Below are 20,396 nucleotides of genomic sequence, written 5' to 3'. Positions count from 1 at the left end.
ACCCCGGGGCGCCCCACTCGCGATCGCCCCGGCTTGCGATCTCCCCTCAGCCCAGTCCCTCGTAGGCGACGGCGAAGGCGTCACGGATCACCGCATAGCAGGAGCAGGCGTGCTCCTGCAGCCGTTCGTGGTCGGTGACGTCGATGGTGCCGCGGCTGTAGCGGATGCATCCGTCGGCGGCCAGGGCGGTGGCGACCTCGCTGACCGAGGCGCGGCGCACTCCCAGCATCTGGGCCAGGAACTCCTGGGTGAGGCTGAAGGAGTCGCTGTGCACCCGGTCGGCGGTCATCAGCAGCCAGCGGGCGCAGCGCTGGCGGATGTTGTGGGCGCGGTTGCAGGCGGCGTTGCGGGCCATCATGGTGAACATGGCCTGGACGTAGCGCTGGATGGCGGTCTGCAACCCGCCGTCCAGGACGACGACGTCGTGGCGGAACTGCTCGGCGCCGATCCGCAGGGCCGAGCCGGCGATCTGCACGGTGGCGCGCTCGCTGGGCGGCCCGGCGCCGAGGAAGACCGGGAGTCCGGCCAGGCCCTCGTCCCCGACGGTGGCCACCTCCACGAAGTGCCCGTGCCCGTTGCCGACGTCGGTGATCAGGGACAGTACCGCGGTCAGCGGGAAGTACACATGGGGCACGCTTCCGCCGATCTCGTAGAGCATGTCGCCGACTTTCAGCGTCACAGGCTCCAGATGCTCGGCCAGGCGGTCCAGTTCGGGCCGGGGCACGGCCGCCAGGACCCGGTTGCCGCGCATGTCCGCCTCGGTTGTCACCGCTGCCTCCACCTCGTGCCCTGTGCCACGGATAGCCTCAACCGGTCTCGGCGGACACCATCGGCGTGCCGGTCCGAGGGGGGACGGCCTGCGCCCAGGGCGGCAGCGCCGTGCGCATCATCGACGCCGCCCCGGGAGCCATGACCAGTGCGGTGATCGCGTCGGCCAGCACGGGCAGGGGCAGGACGAAGTCGACGCAGCCCGTGGCTATCGCCGAGGCGGGCATCTGGTAGGCATGAGCTTGGCACGTCGACTCGTCCTGGGCCAGCACCCTGCCGCCTGCGCCTTTGACGTGGCGCACCCCGGCGGTGCCGTCGTCCAGGCGCCCGGACAGCACCCCGGCGATCAGCCGGGGGCCGTGCAGCGCCGCCGCCGAGGTGAACATCGCATCGGCCAGCCGGTGTCCCTTCTTGGGCCGCAGAGTGACCGCCCCGTCGGGACCGAAGACCGTCTCCTGCCCGGCCGGGACCACGTGCACCGTGCCCGCCGCCGGGACGTGCCCGTCGGCCAGCGCCACCACCGGCAACGCCGAGTGCCGGTTCAGCACGGTGGGGAAGTTGTCGGGCAGTTCGGCCGAACGGTGCTGGACCAGCACGATCGCGGCCGGGAAGGAGGGAGGCAGCGCCGACAGCAGCCGGCCGTAGGCGAACACCCCGCCCAGCGACGCGGTGAGGCAGACCATGTCGAAGGCGCGTTCGGCCGCCGTGCTCTGTACGGTAGCGGACACACTCACACTTTAGAGTACGCCACCGTACAAAGGCGGGAGACTCGGCTGATCTTCCGGAGACGCGGCGGCTCCGGCTCTCTCCCCGGCCGTGATCCCCCACCTGCGAGGTCACGGTCCGAACCCGATCCGAACTCGGTGCAGAAAATCCTCACTCCGCTATTGGCTGGTCAGTCAGTCAGTGGATAGAGTCCCGCCATGAGAATCCTTCTTGTGGGAGCCGGCGGCGTCGGCTCCGCCGTCGTTCCCATCGCCGCCCGCCGAGATTTCTTCGAACACATCGTGGTGGCGGACTATAAACAGAGCCGCGCCGCCGAGGTGGTGGCCAAGATCGGAGACCCGCGCTTCAGCGCCGTCGCACTGGACGCCTCCGACCAGGGGGCGGTCGAGGCCGCCCTCGCCGAGCACCGTTGCGACGTGCTCTTCAACGCCGTCGATCCGCGCTTCACCATGCCGCTGTTCCGCGCCGCCCTGAACCGCGGCGCCCACTACCTGGACATGGCGATGTCCCTGTCGCGCCCCCACCCCGGCCGGCCGTACGAACTGCCCGGGGTCAAGCTGGGCGACGAGCAGTTCGCGCTCGACGGCGCGTGGCGCGAATCCGGGAAGCTGGCGCTGGTCGGCATGGGTGTGGAGCCGGGTCTGGCCGACGTGTTCGCGCGTTACGCCGCCGACCACCTCTTCGAGAGCATCGAGGAGATCGGCATCCGCGACGGGTCGAACCTGGTGGTGGAGGGATACGACTTCGCCCCGACCTTCTCCATCTGGACGACCATCGAGGAGTGCCTGAACCCGCCGGTGGTCTGGGAGGACGGCCGGTGGTACACCACCGAGCCGTTCAGCGAACCGGAGGTGTTCGACTTCCCCGAGGGGATCGGCCCGGTCGAGTGCGTGAACGTCGAGCACGAGGAGGTCCTGCTGGTCCCGCGCTGGATCGACGCCAAGCGGGTGACGTTCAAGTACGGCCTCGGCGAGGAGTTCATCGGCGTCCTGAAGACGCTGCGCAAACTCGGCCTGGACAGCGCGGAGAAGGTCCGGGTGGGCGGCGTCGAGACCTCCCCGCGTGACGTGGTCGCCGCCAGGCTGCCCGACCCGGCCACGCTCGGCGACCGGATGCGCGGCAAGACCTGCGCCGGGACCTGGGTGAAGGGCGTCGGCAAGGACGGGTCGCCGCGCGAGGTCTACCTGTACCACGTGGTCGACAACGAGTGGTCCATGCGCGAGTACGGCTCCCAGGCGGTGGTCTGGCAGACGGCGGTGCACCCGGTGGTCGCGCTGGAGCTGCTGGCCTCCGGCGTCTGGTCGGGCACGGGCGTGCTGGGACCGGAGGCCTTCGACTCGGTGCCGTTCCTGAACCTGCTGAACGAGTACGGCTCGCCGTGGGGCATGCGCGACCAGACGCCCGCGGCGCACGAGGAGCCGGGCGAGGTGCTGCTGTCCGCCTGACACCTGACATCTGAGCGCGGCCGGCCGGCGGAACCGGCCCCGCGGACCGACGCCGAAGGGCGGTGACCAGGGGTTCCTGGTCACCGCCCTTCGGTGTACAGGGACAACCGATGTCTACGCTGCTGTCGATCAGGTGTCGAACGTCACATCGTCCGGGAAACCCCTTGTGTTACAGAATCCGGACACTGTTACGCCTGATCGTTACACGAGACGTCCTATCTTTACCTTGCTCACAGGTATCGTTTCGAGCATCCCGGATTAAACCGTAATAAACGGGATCAATCATGCGTTTATTGGGGTTTTGGCGTGCTCGGATATGGGTGAGCCACGTTGCCCCTCGAGCTCTCGGTGATAAACGAGGGGAGGACGATGGGCGCCTACCTGCTGAAGCGGCTGGTCAGCAATGTCCTGCTGGTGGCGATCGCCGCGAGCATGGCCTACTTCCTCGCCGCGACCAGCCTCAACCCGCGCGCCAAGTATGAGGGCAAGCAGCCGCCGGTGGCGGAGGCCGTCGTCGACGCGACGCTGGACGACTACAACCTCAACGACAAGACGCCGGTCTTCGAGCGGTACGTCACCTGGGTCTCCGGGGTCGTCACCGGCGACCTGGGCGAGACCTGGGACGGCAAGTCCATCAACGAGGAGATGGGCCGCCGGGTCGGCGTCAGCCTGCGGCTGCTGCTCATCGGCACGCTCGTCGGCTCCGCCGTCGGCGTCACCGTCGGCGGCTACGCCGCGGTCAAGCAGTACCGGCTCAGCGACCGGGTGATCGGGGTGAGCGCCTTCGTCATCATGGCGATCCCCGTCTTCGTCCTCGCGACGATGCTCACCCTGGTGGCGGTCGGGATCAACGACACACTCGGGTTCACGCTCCTGGAGTACACCGGTGAGTACAACCCGGCGCTGAGCGGCTGGGACCAGTTCACCAACCGGCTCAACCACCTGATCCTGCCGACGATCTCCCTCGCTCTCGGGCAGATCGCCTTCTACAGCCGCATCCAGCGGAACATGATGCTCGACGTGCTGGGCCAGGACTTCGTCCGCACCGCCCGGGCCAAGGGACTCAGCCGCCGGAGCGCGCTGTTCAAGCACGCGTTGCGGACCTCGCTGATCCCCGCGGCGACCTACTTCGCCTTCGCGTTCGGCACGCTGCTGACCGGCGCGACCTTCACCGAGAAGATCTTCGGCTGGCACGGCATGGGCGCCTGGCTGGTCGACTCGATCCAGAGCAACGACGTCAACGCGGTCGCCGCGGTGAGCCTCTTCACCGCCGCCTGCGTCCTGGTGGCCGGTTTCCTCTCGGACCTGATCGTGGCGGCCCTCGACCCCCGGGTGCGGGTGAGCTAGATGCGTTCCAAGGTGACCCTCGCCCGCCTGGTGCGGAACCCCCAGGCCCGTTACGGCCTGATCGCGCTGGTCCTGCTGCTGGCGCTGGCCTACGTCGGCCCGTTCTTCGGTCCCTACGACTGGACCGACAAGGACTTCATGTCCTTCCTGTCCCCGCCCTCCGCCGACCACTGGTGGGGCACCACCCAGATCGGCCAGGACGTCTACGCGGTCACGCTGCGCGGGATGCAGAAGTCGATCATCATCGGCTTCCTCGTCGCCCTGTTCTCCACCGGCCTGGCCGCCCTGGTCGGCGCCGCCGCCGGCTACTTCGGCGGCTGGGTGGACCGGGTCCTGATGTGGGGCGCGGACCTGCTGCTCGTGCTGCCCAGCTTCCTGATCATCGCGATCGTCTCGCCGAGGCTCAAGGGCGCCTCCTGGCTCTGGTTCGTCGTCCTGCTCGCGGTCTTCTCCTGGATGATCACCTCCCGGGTGGTCCGGAGCATGACGCTCTCGCTGCGGGAACGTGAATTCGTGCTGGCCGCCCGGTACATGGGCATCCCCGGCTGGAAGATCATCCTCCGGCACATCGTGCCGAACCTCTCCTCGCTGCTGATCATCGACGCGACCATCAACGTCAGCGGGGCGATCATCGGCGAGGCCGCGCTCTCGTTCTTCGGGTTCGGCATCCAGCCGCCCGACGTCTCGCTGGGCACGCTGATCGCCGCGGGAAGCGGCAAGGTCACCGGTTACCCGTGGCTGTTCCTCTTCCCGGCCGGTCTCCTGGTGCTCCTGGTGCTCAGCATCAACCTCATCGGCGACGGCCTGCGCGACGCGCTCGACCCGGGGAGCAACAAGTGAACGAGCCCATCCTCGAGGTCGACGACCTCAACGTCACCTTCCGCGGCGGCATCAAGGCCGTGCGGGGGGTCAGCTACCGGCTCGGCCGGGGCGAGGTCCTCGGCATCGTCGGCGAGTCCGGCTCCGGCAAGTCCGTGACCTCGCTGGCGGTGATGGGCCTGCTCCCCGAGGGGGCCGAGGTCACCGGTTCGGTCCGGCTGCACGGCAAGGAGCTGATCGGCGCGCGGGAGGAGGACCTCACGCGGCTGCGCGGCAAGAGCGTCAGCATGATCTTCCAGGATCCGCTGTCGGCCTTCACCCCCGTCTACACCATCGGCGACCAGATCGCCGAGGCGGTGCGGATCCACCAGAAGGTCGGCAGGGACAAGGCGGCCGAGCGGGCGGTCGAGCTGCTGGACCTGGTCGGCATCCCGCGCCCGGACGTGCGGGCCAAGGCGTTCCCGCACGAGTTCTCCGGCGGCATGCGCCAGCGCGCGATGATCGCCATGGCCATCGCCAACGATCCCGACGTGCTGATCTGCGACGAGCCGACCACCGCGCTCGACGTCACCATCCAGGCCCAGGTCCTGGAGGTGCTCAAGACCGCCCAGCGGGAGACCGGCGCCGGGATCGTGATGATCACCCACGACCTGGGCGTCGTGGCGGGCCTGGCCGACCGGGTGCTGGTGATGTACGCCGGCAAGCCCGTCGAGACGGGCACCGTGGACGAGATCTACTACCGCCCGCGGCAGCCGTACACCATGGGCCTGCTCGCCTCGATCCCGCGCATGGACCGCCCGACCGAGCGGCTGATCCCGATCGAGGGCAACCCGCCCTCGCCCGCGGCGCTCCCGCCGGGCTGCCCGTTCGCGCCGCGCTGCCCGCTCAAGGTCGACGCGTGCGACGACGCCGAGCCCGAGCTGGAGCGGATCGGCACCGGCGGGCGCATGTCGGCCTGCATCCGCTCGCACGAGATCGACCTCAAGGGCCTGGACGGCGCGACCGTCTACCCGGTCCCGGAGGCCCCCGCGCAGAAGGAGGAGCGCAGGCCGCGCGCCGAGCGGGAGACCGTGCTGAAGGTGGAGGACCTGGTCCGGCACTACCCGCTCATGAAGGGCGCGGTCTTCAAGCGCCGGGTCGGCACCGTGTACGCGGTGGACGGCATCAGCTTCGACATCGCCCAGGGCGAGACGCTGGCCCTGGTCGGCGAGTCGGGCTGCGGCAAGACCACCACGCTCCAGCAGATCATGCAGCTGCAGGCGCCGGAGGGCGGCACGGTCGTGGTGCTCGGCAAGGACAGCGCCAAGCTCGCCAAGGCCGAGCGCAAGGGGCTCCGCAGGGACCTGCAGATCGTCTTCCAGGACCCGATGGCCGCACTCGACCCGCGCATGCCGGTCGGCGACATCCTCGCCGAGCCGCTGCGCGCGCACGGCTACAAGGACGCCAAGGCCATCCAGGCCAGGATCGCCGAACTGCTCACCCTGGTCGGCCTGGCGCCCGAGCACGCCGAGCGCTATCCCCAGCACTTCTCCGGCGGCCAGCGCCAGCGCATCGGCATCGCCCGCGCCCTGGCGCTGGAGCCGAAGCTGATCGTGCTGGACGAGCCGGTCTCGGCGCTGGACGTCTCCATCCAGGCGGGTGTGATCAACCTGCTGGAGGACCTGAAGGTCAGGCTGGGGCTGTCCTATCTGTTCGTCGCGCACGACCTGTCGGTGGTGCGGCACATCGCCGACCGGGTCGCCGTCATGTATCTCGGCAAGATCGCCGAGATCGGCGCGGTGGACGAGGTGTACGGCGCGCCCGCGCACCCCTACACCCGGGCGCTGCTGTCGGCGATCCCGCTGCCGGACCCCGAGCTGGAGCGCTCCCGGACGCGCATCCTGCTCAAGGGCGACCTGCCCAGCCCCGCAGACCCCCCGTCGGGCTGTCGCTTCCGCACCCGCTGCCCCAAGCGCGCCCTGCTGGGCGAGGCCGAGGCGCGCAAGTGCGACGAGGCGGAACCCGCCGTGATACGGCTCGCGCCCGCCGGAGACCACGGCGCCGCCTGCCACTACCCCGAGAACACCGAGGCCGTCGCGGCCCCGGGTGTGTGAAATCCCTGTGTTGGAGGAACACGTGAAGGTTGGCTACAAGGCCACCGCCGGAGCCGCGCTCCTGGCCATGGCCCTCACCGCCTGTGGCGGCGGCGCCGCCGACAAGCCCAAGGCCGCCTCGTCCGAGGCCGCCAAGGAGGCCGCGGCGCAGCTTCCCAGCAGCACCATCAACCCCGTCGCCTACGAGCAGGTCGCCGACGGCGGCACCGTGACCCTGGCCACCAGCTCATGGCAGGCCAACTGGAACTACAACCAGGTCAACGGCACCCACGACAACACCGACCAGGTGATCGAGCCGCTCATGCCGAGCATGGGCATCGCCGACGACAAGGCCGACGTCAACAACCACCCGGACTACGTCACCGAGTGGAACATGGAGCTCAAGGACGGCGTCCAGGTCGTCACCTACAAGCTCCACGAGAAGGCCACCTGGTCGGACGGGACGCCGATCACCTACAAGGACCTCCAGGCGCAGTGGAAGGCCCTGAACGGCTCCAACAAGAAGTACCAGGTCACCTCGACCGACGGTTACGACCGGGTCAAGTCGGTGGAGAAGGGCGCCACCGACAAGGACGTCGTGGTGACCTTCGAGAAGAACTACCCGGACTGGAAGGGCATGTTCTCGCCCCTCTACCCGGCCTCCACCAACTCCGACCCCGAGGCCTTCAACAAGGGCTGGGTCGGCAAGATCCCGGTCACCGCGGGCCCGTTCAAGGTCGAGAAGCTCGACGAGACCACCAAGACCGTCACCCTCGTGCGTGACGACAACTGGTGGGGCCGCAAGGCCAAGCTCGACAAGGTGCTCTTCCGCGCCATCGAGGACGGCGCGACGATGAACGCCTTCGCCAACGGCGAGATCGACGCCTTCGAGATCCCGGCCAACGCCTCCGACCTCAAGCGGGCCAAGGAGGTGCCGAACGTCGACATCCGCAAGGCGGCGGCCCCGAACTGGCGCCACTTCACCGTCAACGGCTCGGCCGAGCTGCTGAAGGACAAGTCGGTCCGCCAGGCCGTCGCCATGGGCATCAACCGCGAGACGATCGCCGCGTCCGACCTCAAGGACATGGACTGGCCGATCCAGACGCTCGGCAACCACCTGTACATGAACACCCACAAGGGTTACGTGGACAACTCCGGCGAGGTCGGCAAGTACAACCCGGAGAAGGCCAAGCAGCTGCTGGAGGCCGCGGGCTGGAAGCAGGAGGGCGAGTACCGCAAGAAGGACGGCAAGGAGTTCGCCATCCGCTTCACCTACCCGGCCTCGCTGGCGGTCTCCAAGCAGGAGGGTGAGCTCACCCAGGCGATGCTGAAGGAGATCGGCGTCAAGGTCAACGTCGAGCCGGTCCCGGACGACAAGTTCTTCGACGACTACGTCATCCCCGGCAACTTCGACATCGTTCCGTTCTCCTGGCTGGGCACGCCGTTCCCGAACGGCGCCCTGCCGCAGATCTACAAGACGCCGGAGAGCGCCGAGAACTACGGCAGCAACTTCCCGCGCGTCGGCACCCCCGAGCTGGACACCCTGATCGAGCAGGCGGCCGGTGAGATGGACCCGCAGAAGGCCATCGACCTGGGCAACCAGGCCGACAAGCTGATCTGGGACCTGGTCCACACCATCCCGATGTACCAGCGTCCGAGCATCTACGCGGCCAAGAAGAACCTGGCCAACTACGGCGCCTTCGGCTACGCCGACCCGAAGGACTGGACCGCCGTCGGTTTCACCAAGTAATCCCGGGCGGCCCCCGGTGTGAGCCCCGCGCGGGGACCCTGCGCGGGGCGGCCGGCTCCGTCCGGTGAGCCCGGAGGTTCCGTGCCCTTCCCCGTTCCGGCGGGGGAGGGCACGGCCCTTTTCCCGGCCCCGCCCGGTCCCTTCCTCAGCGGGGCCGTACGCCCTCGGAGGCCGGGAAGGCCGCGCGCTCCGGGAGCGGACGGGAAGTCCGTCCCGGGAGAATCCTCAGGAGAAGGCGACCCGGCGGGAGAACGGGCGGACGTTCTCCACGGGCTCGGGGACCAGCGCGTCCGCGCACTCCGGGCAGGCGAACAGGATCGCCTCGTTGGGCAGGCGGCCGATCCTGATCCTGGGCCGTGGCCACCTCTTGTGGCAGGCCACGCAGGCGTCACCGTCGCATTGGGCGCGGGTCAGGCCTTCTGGGTCGAACATCATCATGGTCCGTACCGTTCTGGTCGGCCTCCAGTCCACCACGCCTCCCCTCCTGCTCACTCTGTCACCTGTCGCAACCGTTATAACGTTCCTACCCCCGGTGATCGATTTGCTGGAGCCCAAGCGAGGGTTAAATCGCCGCCAGGGTGTGATTCGTCGAACGACAAAAGGGGCACCAGGCATCAAGCCGGGTGCCCCTTCCAGCGGGCTTCAAACCGTCAGATCTCGGAGACGACCTTCTCCAGGATGGCCAGGCCCTCTTCCAGCAGGTGGTCGGGCATGACCAGCGGCGGCAGGAACCGCAGGACGTTGCCGTAGGTGCCGGCCGTCAGCACGAGCAGACCCTCGGCGTGGCACCTCCTGGCGATCTCGCCCGCGGCCGTGGGGTGCGGCTCCCGGGTGCCGGGGACCACCAGCTCGATGGCGATCATGGCGCCGCGGCCGCGCACGTCGCCCACGATCGGGCTCTTGTCCGCGATGGCGCGCAGGCGCGGGAGCATGACCTCGCCGATGCGCCGGGCCCTGCCCACCAGGTCGTCGGCCTCGATGGTCTCCAGCACGCCGAGCGCCGCCTCGCAGGCCAGCGGGTTGCCGCCGTAGGTGCCGCCCAGGCCGCCGACGTGGACCTTGTCGAGGATCTCGGCGCGGCCGGTGACGGCCGCCAGCGGCAGGCCGCCCGCGATGCCCTTGGCGGTGACGATGATGTCGGGGACGACGCCCTCGTCCTCGCACGCGAACAGGTCGCCGGTGCGGGCGAAGCCGGTCTGCACCTCGTCGGCGATGAAGACGATCCCGTTGGCCCTGCAGAACTCGGCGATCCTCGGCAGGAAGCCCTTGGCCGGCTCGATGAAGCCGCCCTCGCCCGCGATCGGCTCGATCAGCACCGCCGCCACGTTCTCGGCGCCGACCTGCTTGTTGATCTGGTCGATCGCCTGGGCCGCGGCCTCCTCGGCGCAGTTCTCCGGGCCCGACGGCCAGCGGAACGGGTAGGCCAACGGCACCCGGTAGACCTCGGGCGCGAACGGGCCGAAGCCCTGCTTGTACGGCATGTTCTTGGCCGTCAGCGACATCGTCAGCAGGGTCCGGCCGTGGTAGCCGTGGTCGAAGACGACGACCGCCTGGCGGCCGGTGGCGTGCCGGGCCACCTTGACCGCGTTCTCCACGGCCTCGGCGCCGCTGTTGAGCAGGAAGGTGCGCTTCTCGTGGTCGCCGGGGGTGATCTCGTTGAGCTTCTCGGCGACCTGCACGTACGACTCGTACGGCGTGATCATGAAGCAGGTGTGCGTGAAGTCCGCCACCTGGCGCCGGACCCGCTCGACCACGCGCGGGGCGGCGTTGCCCACGTTGGTCACCGCGATGCCCGAGCCGAAGTCGATCAGGGAGTTGCCGTCGGCGTCGACGACGACACCGCCACCGGCGTGCGTCACGAAGACCGGCAGGGTGGTGCCGATGCCCGGCGGGACGGCTGCCTGCTTGCGGGCGAACATCTCGCGGGACTTCGGGCCGGGGATCTCGGTGACGACGCGGCGCTCCTGCGGAAGCGACGGGCCGCCCTGGGTGACGGTGCTCATGCTGCGACGGTATGCCGGGTGTGCCGGGATGCCGATGATGCACTATGGCAAAATTGCGAGGATCGCTCTGGCCGTAACGTACAAACCGGGGGTGATGGTGGCGCCGACGCTGCGCACCGTCGTGCGGCGCCTGCCGCTCGGGCTCGCCGTGCTCGCCGGGCACGAGGCGCTCGACCGGCCGGTGCGCTGGGTGGCCGTGAGCGAGCTGGAGGATCCCACGCCGTTCCTGGAGGGCGGCGAGCTCGTCCTGACCACGGGCATGCGCCTGGACGCCGCCGGCGCCGCGCCGTACGTCGAGCGCCTGGTCGCCCGGGGCGTCACCGGCCTGGGGTTCGGCGTCGGCCTGGGGCACGAGGAGATCCCCGCCGAGCTGGTGACGGCCGCCTCCCGGGCGGGGCTGCCGCTGGTCGAGGTGCCGCGCCAGACCCCGTTCGTCGCGATCGGCAAGGCGGTCAGCGACCTGCTCGCCGCCGAGCAGTACGAGGAGATCACCCGGGCCTTCGCGGCCCAGAACCGCCTCACCCGCGCGGCTCTGCGTCCCGAGGGGCCACGGGCCGTGATCGAGCGCCTGGCGCGGGAGCTCGGCGGCTGGGCCGTCCTTCTCGACGAGGCGGGAGCCGAACGGCACGCGGCGGGCAGGGGCGCCGCGGGCGTGGCCGCCGTCGTCCCCGAGCTCGGTCGCCTGCGCGGCCGGCCGCGCGAGGGCGGGACCCCCTCCAGCCTCGCGTTCTCCACCCCCGGGGCGCACGTCGTCGTCCAGCCGCTCGGCGCCCGCCGGATCAGGGGGTTCTTCGCGGTCGGGCTCGGCAAGCCCTTCTCGCCGGTCGAGCACACCGTGGTCAACGCCGCCGGATCGCTGCTCACCCTCCTGCTCGAACACGGCAGGGAGCACCAGGAGGCCGAGCGCGGCGTCCGCTCCGCCGTACTGCGGCTGCTGCTGGCCGGGGAGACGCGGGCCGGGCGGGAGACGCTGGAGCTGCTGGGCGGCGCTCTCGCGGACGGGCCGCTGACCGTGCTGGCCTGCGGCGGCGATCCCGAGGCGGTGCTGGAGGCGGCGAGGGAGTCGGCGGGGGAGGCGTTCGCGGCGGACACCGGCGGCCGGGTGGTCGTCGTCGTGCCGGCCGAGCGCGCCGAGACCGCGGCGGCGGCGCTGTGCGGTCACGGACCGGTCGGCGTCGGCACCCCGGTGGACGATCAGCGGCTGGGCCCGGGCCTGGACCAGGCCGACCGGGCGCTCGCCGCGGCCCGCCGCGGCGGTGAGCCGGTCATGCGCTTCGCCGATCTGGCGGGGCAGGGACTGCTCTCCCTGCTGGACGCCGGAGCGGCCGCGGCATTCTCCGCGGCGCTGCTCGCACCCTTGAGGGAGTACGGCTCCCGCGCCGACCTGCTGGAGTCGCTGCGCGCCTATCTGGCGTGCAACGGACACTGGGACGCGGCGGCGCAGCGGCTCGGCGTGCACCGGCACACCCTGCGCTATCGCATGCGCCGCGTCGCCGAGATCCTCGGCCGCGACCTGGACGACCCCGCGGCCCGGGCCGAGCTCTGGGTCGCGCTGAACCTCTGACCTCCGACGTCCGAGGTCTAAGGCCTGTCCTGTGAATCTTCTCTTCAGGAGTTCGGCCTGGTCACCGATGTGGCAGGCATGGTGCACCGGGGAGAACTCACCGATCAGCAGTGGGAGCAGATCGAACCGCTGCTGCCGCAAGGCGGCGGCCAGGGCGGCCAGTGGCGCGACCACCGGCAGGTGATCAACGGGATTCTGTGGCAGGCCCGCACCGGAGCGCCCTGGCGGGACGTCCCCGACCGCTACGGACCCTGGAAGACGCTGCACGAGCGGCTGCGCCGATGGAGCGCCGACGGCACCTGGGAGCGGATCTTCGAGCACGTCAAAGCGAATGTCCAGGCCGATGAAGGCGGCCTGGACGGAGCCGTCTATGAGGTGGCGGTCGACTCCACCGTCACCCGGGCGCACCAGCATGCCGCCGGTGCCCGGATTAGGGGGCACCGCTCCCATCGGGGCCTCGGGTGCGACGGTGGACGCCGTCGACGGCGAAGCGCTGGGCCGCTCCCGGGGCGGCCTGAGCAGCAAACTGCATCTGGCCGTGGACGCCTGGTGCCGGGTACTGGCGGTGATCTTGTCTTCTGGCCAGGCCGGGGACAACCCGCGGTTGATCCCCTTGATCGATCAGGTGCGCCCGCCCGTCGGCTACCCGCGGCCGGAGGGCTGGTGGTTTCGAGTGATCGCTGACAAGGCCTACAGCGCCCGTGGCACGCGCCGGTATCTGCGCCGTCGGCGGATCGCCGCCACGATTCCGGAGAAGCAGGACCAGCTGGCCCATCGCCGGAGCCGGGGCTCGCGGGGCGGTCGGCCGTACGCCTTCGATCTGGAGATCTACAAGCGACGCAACGTGGTGGAACGCGCGATCGCGCGGCTCAAGCGGTACCGCGCGCTGGCCTGTCGGTATGCCAAGCGCGCGGTCATCTACCGCTGCCAGATCCTGCTGGTCGCTGCTTTGGACTGGCTTTCATGCCCCTAATGGCCGGTAGGTGAACCGTCCGGCCGGATCGTGATCCATGGGCCTGCGTAGCTGGTGGTTTGCGCGTTGAGGATGACCTCGGCGGCGCCGTCGCGAAACGGCAGGACGCTGCGGAACCTTTTCCCGAGCGGGATCCGCCAGGCACCGGTACCGTCGATCAGCCCGTAGGAGTACGGGGAGCCCTCCTGCGACTCCACCCAAGCCAAGTCCAGATCCTGGGCGGTGTACGGTGCCTGGTCGTAGGAGCCGCCCAGCGAGTAGTCGAGGAGCCGGTGCGGGTCGCCCTCGCCGCCGTTCTTCTCACGCAGTGCGGCGATCTCATCGGTCTCGAATGCGGTGACGTAGGCGTGCAGCCGGGAGATCTCCCTGTCCAGCCACTCGGTGAAGGTGCCGATCTCCTCCTGCGGCATGCCGCGCTCGACCAGCCAGACGACCGGCTCGCCGCCGCCGGCCGCCGGTCCGAACGAGTAGCCCTCGATCCCGGACAGGTCGTATCCGGCGAAGAAGGCGTGCCGGCAGAGGGTCGGCCGATCGTCGGCGGGCTCGGGCCACGCATCCTCGGGGTCGGGCAGGTCGACCGAGAGGCGCGCCATCGCCTCCGGCGGGAGGAAGGAGATCCCGTCCCTGTCGTAGTAGCCGAACCCGATGACCGGATATCCCACCTCGGAAACGAACGCCCGGTAGTCGGCGGGGAGGAGGTGATCCACGCCAGCTCCGCGCGGATGCTCGGCGGAGCGGGCGTAGCGGAGTTGTTCCGGGGCGAAGTGCAATCCCCAGGCGAGCTCGCGGTCGCGGAGCGTCTTTTCGAAGGCCCGCCACCGGCCGATGATATCGATCACGTTCTCAGCATATTTTCGAGCGACGAGCTGGCTGAATCAGCGTCAGAAGATTCACAGGACAGGCCTTAGAGCAGGGCGGCTCCGGAGTCGCTCAGCTCCGGGGCGGGCTTGACCATGTAGCGGAAGACGATGGCGCGGGTGACGGTCTCGTAGACGTGCCCGTCGCGCAGGTGACCGGCACGTTCCAGGCTGATCGCCCCCTGCGCCGCCGCCCACAGCGCGTCGGCGATCTTCCTGGGCTGGGTGGGGACGAGATAGCCCGCCGAGATGCAGTCGGCGATCACCCGGTCGAAGACGTTGAGCGCCGCCCTGGCCAGGGTCCTGGCCCGCTCGCTGGGGGTGAAGCCGGGGATCGCCTTCTCGAACATCAGGCCGTAGTAGCCGGGCTCGGCCAGCGCGGCCTCCCGGTAGGCCGGGCCGAGGGCGTTGAGGTGCTCAAGGGAGTTCTTGCGGGCGGGCACCTCGTTCAGGCGCCGCCGGAACCGCTCGAAGCCCTCCAGGTAGAGGGCCTCGGCCAGGCCCTCCTTGCTGCCGAACATGGTGTAGATGACGGTGGTGGAACATCCGGCCTCGCCGGCGATACGCCGCATCGACAGGCTCTCCGGCCCGACGGTGACCAGAAGACGGCTGGCCACGTCGAGGAGCCGGCCGCGCAACTCGTCCTGACCGGCCCGCTCGCCGAGCATGTAGGCGCCCTGCAACCCGAGCGGCGCCGAGGAGGTCATGGGGGCACGCCTTTCCGATCTGGGGGGTGGCACACGAGACTTAGCCAGGGTGAAGATCGTTCAAACCGTCGTCCATAAGAAATATCCCTTAATAATCCCTATTTCGTTACAGGAGATCGAGGGTGATGTTTATGCGGAACGGCGAGCGATGTCACGGGTCTTGTGCGGAGTGGAGTAGGGCCCGGTACCCGCGGGTGACATACGGTCGGAAGCATGGACGTGCGCCCCTTCTGGCTCGCCGGCCGCCCCGCGACCGGGGACGGCGAGCTCACCGTGACCAACTCCCATGACGGCCGCACCGTCGGCGTCTGCTCCGTACCGACCCCCGGCCAGGTCGAGGAGGCCGTCGCCGCGGCGGACGCCGTACGCAAGGAGGCCGCCGCGCTCCCCATCCACGTGCGGGCCGAGGCCCTCGCCCACGTCTCGCGCCGCCTGGCCGAGCGCGCCGACGAGATCGCCCGCCTCATCATGGAGGAGAACGGCAAGCCCCTCTTCTGGGCCCGCGGCGAGGTCGGCCGTGCTGTCTCCACCTTCCGCTTCGCCGCCGAGGAGACCCGCCGCCTGAGCGGCGAGGCGATGCGCCTGGACACCGAGCCCGCCGCGACCGGCCGCCTGGCGTATGTCTCGCGTGTGCCGTACGGGCCGATCCTGGCGATCACGCCGTTCAACTTCCCGCTCAACCTCGTCGCCCACAAGGTCGCCCCGGCCATCGCCGCCGGCGCGCCGGTCATCGTCAAGCCCGCCCCGGCCACCCCGCTGTCGGCGCTGGTGCTCGGCGAGATCCTCGCCGAGACGGACCTGCCGGCCGGGATGTTCTCCGTGCTGCCGGTGCCCAACGACCGCGCCTCCACGCTGGTCACCGACCCCCGCCTGCCGGTGGTCTCCTTCACCGGCTCGGGCCCGGTCGGATACGCGATCATGGACCAGGTGCCGCGCAAGCACGTCACCCTGGAGCTCGGCGGCAACGCCGCCGCGGTCGTGCTGGCCGACGCCGACCTCGACTGGGCCGCCTCCCGGGTGGCGCTGTTCTCCAACTACCAGGCGGGCCAGAGCTGCATCGCGGTCCAGCGGGTGATCGTCGAGGAGTCCGTGCGCGAGGAGTTCCTGGGCAGGCTGGTCCCGGCCGTCGAGGCCCTGGTGACCGGCGACCCGGCCGACGAGAAGACCCAGGTCGGCCCGCTGGTCTCGGTCGAGGCCGCCGAGCGTGTCGAGCAGTGGGTCAACGAGGCCGTCGCGTCCGGCGCCCGCGTCCTGACCGGCGGCACCCGCGACGGCGCCACCGTCACCCCGACCGTCCTGGCCGACGTCCCCACCGGGGCCAAGGTCTCCTGCGAGGAGGTCTTCGGCCCCGTGATGATCGTCCAGACCGTCTCCGGCCCGGACGAGGCCTTCGCGGCGGTCAACGACTCCAAGTACGGCCTGCAGGCCGGGGTGTTCACCCGCAACCTCGACCTGGCCTTCCGCGCCAACCGCGAACTCGAGGTCGGCGGCGTCATCATCGGCGACGTCCCGTCCTACCGCGCCGACCAGATGCCCTACGGCGGCGTCAAGGACTCCGGCGTCGGCCGCGAGGGCATCCGCTCCGCCATCGCCGACTACACCTACGAGAAGGTCATGGTCCTCACCGGCCTGTCCCTGTAGGCGCCGGATACGGCGCGGATTCAAAGCAGGGCCCGGCGCCGGTACGGCGGGGCGTCGGACGGCGGTGCTCGGCGCCTTTCGTACGGCGGGCGGCTTCGGTGGGCGGGGCCGGCCTGCCGGGGTGGGAGACATGGTCGTGCTGTGCGGGCGCGGGGCCGCTCATGGTCGGCCGCCGTCGCCTTGCGGCTTCGCCGACGGGAAGGACCTCAGGGCGGGCCGCCGTAGCTGTGCCCGACGGGGGCACCTGATGTCTGCGGGTCAGGTGTGGGCGAGGGCTCGGGTGGAGGATCGGAGGATGTCGTCCAGAGCCGTGCGGGCCCGGGTGAGGTCGGCTATGTGGGAGTCCAGCTCGGCCAGCTGGGTCTTGAGGTGGTCGAGGACGCAGGCCTGAAGTTCGGTGCCGTCGCCGACGAAGCAGGGCATGAGCTCGCGGATGACCTTGGTGGGCAGCCCGGCGGCGAGCAGGGCGCGGATGCGGGCGACGGCGGCGGGGGCCTCCGGGCCGTAATGGCGGTGGCCGCCCTCGCTGCGCTGGGAGGTGAGCAACCCCTGGGCCTCGTAGTAACGGAGGAGCCGGACGGCCACACCCGTTTCGCGGGACAGCTCTCCGATCTTCATGTGACCCACCTCACAGAGAAGCGGCTTGAATCTGACACCGGTGTCACATCCTAACGTCGATCACATGACGACGACCTTGAGGCCGCGGACGCCCGTTTCGCTGTATGGATTCCTGACCCCCAAGCCCGGCCACGCCGACGAGCTCAGAAGGCTCCTGCTGGACCTCGTCGAGCCGTCCCGGGGGCATGAGGGCAGCCTTCAGTACCACCTTCACGAGCAGGAGGACGGCCGGTTCTTCCTCTACGAGGTCTGGCGCTCGCAAGAGGACCTCGACCGGCACAACGCGACCCCGCTGCTGCGCGCCTGCATGGCCGAACTGCCCAACCACATCGAAGGAGCACCCGAGGTCTACTTCGGCGAGATGAGGAGCCCCCATCCGGCCGCCGCGGTGTAAGCCGCCTCCGGGTGGGGCGCAGCCACGGTAACTTGCCCCGCGCTCCTGCCCCACGCTCCTGCCCCGCGCTCCTGCCCCACGCTTCTGCCCTGCGCTCCTGCCCCACGCTTCTGCCCTGCGCTCCTTCCCGCACCGTGGGCTTCAGCTACGGCGGCCCGCCCCGAACGGCCCCGCCACCGATTGCTTCAGCCACCCGGCGCACCCTGGGCGTCCGGGAAGGTTCCGCCACTACGGCGGGTCAGGGGTACGGCGGAGCAGAGACGGGCGCGGAGCGGGCGGGTGTGCAGGCCGGCGTATGAAAGGACCGCACCCCGCGCGCCCGGGCAGGCCGAAGGCCTGAATGCACCAGAAGCCCGCTGAGACGGCCGGCCGGAACACCCGCCCGCACAGCGCCCCACCCACCCCCGCCCCGATGGTGCAACACCCGTCCCCGCCACCCCGGCCGCCCGCCGTACGAACGGCGCCGACCTCCACCGCCCACCGTCTCGCCGTACCGGCGCCGGTGCCCCGGCTCGAACCCGCGCCGTACCCGGCGCCGACTACACGCCGTACCCGGCGCCACGCGCCGGATTCAGGCGCTCTGGGCGATGGTGTACAGGTTCTTGGCGATCTCGCCGAAGTAGGGGCCGTACATCGTGCCCTGGTCGTCGCTGTACTTGAAGCTGCTCACCGAGGTGATGACGCCGCGGCCGGTGGCGGGGTTGAAGTCGCTGAACCAGGGGCCGCCGCTGGAGCCGGCGGTCATGGTGCAGCCGAGGCCCTGGTCCCCGGTCTGGTCGTGGGGATCGGCGCGGACGGGGCCGGCGCAGTAGATCAGGTGCTCGCCGTTGTAGGGGGGATCGACGGGGAAGCCGAAGCCGTAGGTCTGGCGGCCGCGAGGGGTGCCGAAGGAGATGTCCTGGGCGCCGACGACCTCGGCGAGGTGCTTGGTGCCGTTCTTGTTGAGGGCGACCATGCCGACGTCGTGGTTGTCGTCCGCGCTGCGGGACCACGGGCCGGCCACGAACATGCGGCGGGCGGTGAACTGCCCGTACGGCTGGCGGCCCCGGTCGTAGCCGGGGACGAAGGTCCAGTTGTCCGCCCACGCGCCGGTGCCGTCCTTGACGCAGTGCCCGGCGGTGACGACCAGGTCCTTGTTGGCGCCCTTCACCGAACTGGCCGAGCACACGAAGTCGACCCCGCCCAGGGTGAGGAACACGCGCCCGGTGGTCCGGCCCACCAGCCCGCCGGTGGTCCAGCGGGACCCGCCGGTGGCGGTGGAGGCGCCGGCGCCGGTGCCGGGCCGGGCGGCCTGGTGGCGGGCCGGGGCGCTCGAACCGACGAGCGCTCCCTTCAGCGTTCCGAGCAGGCCGATCGGCAGGGCGGCCGCCATCCGGCGTGGGGTCCAGTAGTCGAGCACGCGGCGCCGCTCCGCCTCGTTGCCGGCGGCCACGTGCTCGACGACGTCGGTCCCGCCCGGGATCGTCGCGGTGGTGCGGACGGCGGTCCCGAGCGGCCGGAGTGCCTGGGCGGCGCTCGCGACCCAGGAGCGGTTCTCTGTGATCGTCACATCGGCGGAAGGGGCGCCCATCAGTCCGGCGACGACGGAAGCGGCCACAAGCAGGGCGAGGCTCGAGGTCATAGGAGCCGAGTTTGCACTACCCGATGTGTTGTTGTGGCTACTTTCGGCAATCTACGGCGTGCCGGTGCTCTGCGCGGCGTCGTAGACGGCCTTGGCCTCCGCGCCGAAGTAGGGACCGAACATCCAGCCGCTGGCGAAGTTGTACTTGAAGCTGTTCACCGAGTTCTGCGTGCCCAGCCCGGTGCTCTCGTTGAAGTTGAGGAACCACGGCCCGCCGCTGGATCCTCCGGTCATGTTGCAGTTCAGGCCGAGGTCGCGGCTGGCGAGGAAGTCGTCGAAGGCCCGGCCGCTGCAGTAGATCAGCTTGGAGCCGTCGTAGGGGCTGGCGGCCGGATAGCCGAAGGCGTGCATCTGCTGGCGCCTGGCCTGGTTGAAGGCGACGCCCTGGCCGCCGACCACGTCGGTCAGCCGCCTGCCGTTCAGCGGGGCCACCACGGCGGCGGCCATGTCGTAGTTGATGTCCTCGTTGTTGTTCCACTGGGGGGTCGTGTAGAGCGTGGTCGCCACCCATGTGCCGTGCGGCCGCTCGCCGTTGTTGTAACCCGGCACGAAGACCCAGTTGGTGTGGAAGGCCCCGCCCATCTTCACGCAGTGCCCGGCGGTGATCACGGTGCTCTCGTTCTCGCTGGTGACGGCGTTGCCCGAACACGAGGCGTTGCGTCCCTGGTAGGTGAAGAACACCCGCCCGGCGGTCTTGGTTATCTCTCCGCCCCGCGTCCAGGGCGAGCCGCCGGAGGCGCGGGCGGCGACGGCGCGGGAGTCCGCGACGTCGTCTGCGGGGTCGGCGGGGACCGAGAAGGGTTGAGCCTGTGCGGTGTTCGTCTCCGCGGTGAGGCGCACGCCGCCCTTTTTGGGGGCCAGGGCGTCCAGCGGCAGCGCCGCCTCCATCTTCGCCTCGGTCCAGTAGCGCTGGACGACGCGCTGCTCGCTCTTGGTGTCGGCGGCCTCCTCCTCGGCGGGCGGGGCGGCGGATGCTGCGGTGGCGCTCTGCGCGACCGCCGCGGAGAGCAGGGTGCTCCCCGCGGCGAGGGCGAGGATCGGAACCAGGCGTGCCGTGCGGCGCATTTGTACCTCCCGAGACCTGATGCTGG

At 70.3% G+C, this 20,396-nt stretch carries 18 protein-coding genes; 9 read left to right on the top strand and 9 right to left on the bottom strand.

From position 1 onward, the window contains the following. Nucleotides 1-46: 46 nt before the first annotated feature. Nucleotides 47-769 carry a Crp/Fnr family transcriptional regulator gene (locus Pta02_RS04245; protein WP_203873306.1) on the bottom strand — a complete coding sequence of 241 codons (723 nt, stop codon included), beginning with the start codon at nt 767-769 and terminating at the stop codon, nt 47-49. Between the two features lie 37 nt (nt 770-806). Further along, nucleotides 807-1,496, bottom strand: coding sequence for a chemotaxis protein CheB (locus tag Pta02_RS04240; RefSeq protein WP_203873305.1), 690 nt, complete (start codon nt 1,494-1,496; stop codon nt 807-809). Between the two features lie 195 nt (nt 1,497-1,691). On the opposite strand from Pta02_RS04240, the gene Pta02_RS04235 reads away from it, so the two are divergent. From Pta02_RS04235 to Pta02_RS04215, 5 genes are all read left to right on the top strand, one after another. After that, nucleotides 1,692-2,939 (top strand): saccharopine dehydrogenase family protein, encoded by a 1,248-nt coding sequence (locus tag Pta02_RS04235; RefSeq protein ID WP_203873304.1) that lies wholly within the window; start codon nt 1,692-1,694, stop codon nt 2,937-2,939. Between the two features lie 369 nt (nt 2,940-3,308). Beyond that, nucleotides 3,309-4,286 (top strand): ABC transporter permease, encoded by a 978-nt coding sequence (locus tag Pta02_RS04230; RefSeq protein ID WP_203873303.1) that lies wholly within the window; start codon nt 3,309-3,311, stop codon nt 4,284-4,286. Continuing rightward, the gene (locus tag Pta02_RS04225; RefSeq protein WP_203873302.1) at nt 4,287-5,126 is read left to right on the top strand and encodes an ABC transporter permease; all 840 of its coding nucleotides are present in this window, start codon (nt 4,287-4,289) and stop codon (nt 5,124-5,126) included. Continuing rightward, the gene (locus Pta02_RS04220) at nt 5,123-7,198 is read left to right on the top strand and encodes an ABC transporter ATP-binding protein (RefSeq protein ID WP_203873301.1); all 2,076 of its coding nucleotides are present in this window, start codon (nt 5,123-5,125) and stop codon (nt 7,196-7,198) included. The genes Pta02_RS04225 and Pta02_RS04220 overlap by 4 nt, the downstream gene beginning before the upstream one ends. A gap of 22 nt (nt 7,199-7,220) precedes the next feature. After that, the gene (locus Pta02_RS04215; protein ID WP_203873300.1) at nt 7,221-8,927 is read left to right on the top strand and encodes an ABC transporter family substrate-binding protein; all 1,707 of its coding nucleotides are present in this window, start codon (nt 7,221-7,223) and stop codon (nt 8,925-8,927) included. Between the two features lie 225 nt (nt 8,928-9,152). On the opposite strand, the gene Pta02_RS04210 is transcribed toward Pta02_RS04215, so the two are convergent. Both Pta02_RS04210 and gabT read right to left on the bottom strand, forming a co-directional pair. After that, complete coding sequence (locus tag Pta02_RS04210; RefSeq protein WP_307837444.1) at nt 9,153-9,419, bottom strand: hypothetical protein; 267 nt, start codon at nt 9,417-9,419, stop codon at nt 9,153-9,155. Between the two features lie 158 nt (nt 9,420-9,577). Beyond that, the gene (gene gabT / locus Pta02_RS04205; protein WP_203873299.1) at nt 9,578-10,930 is read right to left on the bottom strand and encodes a 4-aminobutyrate--2-oxoglutarate transaminase; all 1,353 of its coding nucleotides are present in this window, start codon (nt 10,928-10,930) and stop codon (nt 9,578-9,580) included. Nucleotides 10,931-11,024: 94 nt separating this feature from the next. On the opposite strand from gabT, the gene Pta02_RS04200 reads away from it, so the two are divergent. After that, complete coding sequence (locus tag Pta02_RS04200) at nt 11,025-12,494, top strand: PucR family transcriptional regulator (protein WP_307837445.1); 1,470 nt, start codon at nt 11,025-11,027, stop codon at nt 12,492-12,494. A gap of 78 nt (nt 12,495-12,572) precedes the next feature. Beyond that, nucleotides 12,573-13,467 (top strand): IS5 family transposase gene (locus tag Pta02_RS04195; RefSeq protein WP_373872338.1). Its coding sequence is split into 2 segments (ribosomal slippage): nt 12,573-12,974 and nt 12,976-13,467, totalling 894 coding nucleotides; the frame shifts between segments, so codons are not numbered across the junction. Here Pta02_RS04195 and Pta02_RS04190 read toward each other — a convergent pair. Both Pta02_RS04190 and Pta02_RS04185 read right to left on the bottom strand, forming a co-directional pair. Then, complete coding sequence (locus tag Pta02_RS04190; protein WP_203873298.1) at nt 13,464-14,306, bottom strand: SMI1/KNR4 family protein; 843 nt, start codon at nt 14,304-14,306, stop codon at nt 13,464-13,466. The genes Pta02_RS04195 and Pta02_RS04190 overlap by 4 nt on opposite strands. 65 nt (nt 14,307-14,371) lie before the next feature. Beyond that, entirely contained in the window at nt 14,372-15,031 is a 660-nt protein-coding gene (locus Pta02_RS04185; protein ID WP_203873297.1) for a TetR/AcrR family transcriptional regulator, read from the bottom strand. A 213-nt stretch (nt 15,032-15,244) separates the two neighbouring features. Here Pta02_RS04185 and Pta02_RS04180 point away from each other — a divergent pair, with 213 nt between their 5' ends. After that, nucleotides 15,245-16,672 carry an aldehyde dehydrogenase family protein gene (locus tag Pta02_RS04180; protein ID WP_203873296.1) on the top strand — a complete coding sequence of 476 codons (1,428 nt, stop codon included), beginning with the start codon at nt 15,245-15,247 and terminating at the stop codon, nt 16,670-16,672. A gap of 258 nt (nt 16,673-16,930) precedes the next feature. Here the strand turns inward: Pta02_RS04180 and Pta02_RS04175 are convergent, their stop codons facing one another. Then, on the bottom strand, nt 16,931-17,290 hold the full coding sequence (locus Pta02_RS04175) for a MerR family transcriptional regulator (protein WP_203873295.1): 360 nt from the start codon (nt 17,288-17,290) through the stop codon (nt 16,931-16,933). A gap of 64 nt (nt 17,291-17,354) precedes the next feature. Between Pta02_RS04175 and Pta02_RS04170 the strand changes: the two genes are divergently transcribed. Continuing rightward, nucleotides 17,355-17,684: a putative quinol monooxygenase gene (locus Pta02_RS04170; RefSeq protein WP_203873294.1), complete on the top strand. Its 330-nt coding sequence runs from the start codon at nt 17,355-17,357 to the stop codon at nt 17,682-17,684. Nucleotides 17,685-18,255: 571 nt separating this feature from the next. Here Pta02_RS04170 and Pta02_RS04165 read toward each other — a convergent pair. Continuing rightward, on the bottom strand, nt 18,256-19,305 hold the full coding sequence (locus Pta02_RS04165) for a trypsin-like serine peptidase (RefSeq protein WP_203873293.1): 1,050 nt from the start codon (nt 19,303-19,305) through the stop codon (nt 18,256-18,258). A gap of 51 nt (nt 19,306-19,356) precedes the next feature. Further along, complete coding sequence (locus tag Pta02_RS04160; protein ID WP_203873292.1) at nt 19,357-20,370, bottom strand: trypsin-like serine peptidase; 1,014 nt, start codon at nt 20,368-20,370, stop codon at nt 19,357-19,359. Nucleotides 20,371-20,396: the final 26 nt, after the last annotated feature.

This window comes from Paraplanobispora takensis, assembly GCF_016863195.1.
GTDB lineage: Bacteria > Actinomycetota > Actinomycetes > Streptosporangiales > Streptosporangiaceae > Planobispora > Planobispora takensis.
The sequence above is the reverse complement of the archived record's forward strand: the minus strand, read 5'-3'. Positions and strand labels throughout refer to the sequence as shown.